This window comes from Spongiactinospora gelatinilytica (genome assembly GCF_003236385.1).
GTDB classification, from domain to species: Bacteria; Actinomycetota; Actinomycetes; order Streptosporangiales; family Streptosporangiaceae; genus Spongiactinospora; species Spongiactinospora gelatinilytica.
On sequence record NZ_POUA01000942.1, the window covers coordinates 1 to 386 of the forward strand.

1 protein-coding gene is annotated in these 386 nt (G+C 45.9%); it reads left to right on the forward strand.

Annotation, left to right across the window (positions count from 1 at the left end; all coding sequences use genetic code 11):
• Window positions 1-142: 142 nt before the first annotated feature.
• Window positions 143-386 (forward strand): hypothetical protein (locus C1I98_RS46900; RefSeq protein WP_199537618.1); only part of this gene is annotated, 244 nt, incomplete at its 3' end.

Genomic DNA, 386 nt, shown 5'->3' on the forward strand with positions numbered 1-386 from the left:
GCAGCACACTGGGGCTTGGATATTTCGGGCTTGCCTGATGAAGATCGTCATCGTGTGATTGACCGGGCGAAAGCTTATATCGAAGGATTAATTGCGGACTACGAGGATCGGAATGCGAAGTAACGATTACGATGAGTTATTGATGCGCGTCGAGCAAGATTTGGTGGCCCATGGTCTAGAAGCGGTTGTCTTAGATACAATGCCGTTGAAAGAAAATTCCGGTCTGGATGGGGTGGCGTATCTGAAGGGAAATAAGGCTTACATTTTCATTGATAAAGCCTTGGCAACCTTTGATAAGGCGCGAACCTTAGTTGAGGAATATCATCATGCAATTTCAGATCTGGGTGATCATTTGGACTATGACGCTGTGCGTGCACATAATAATG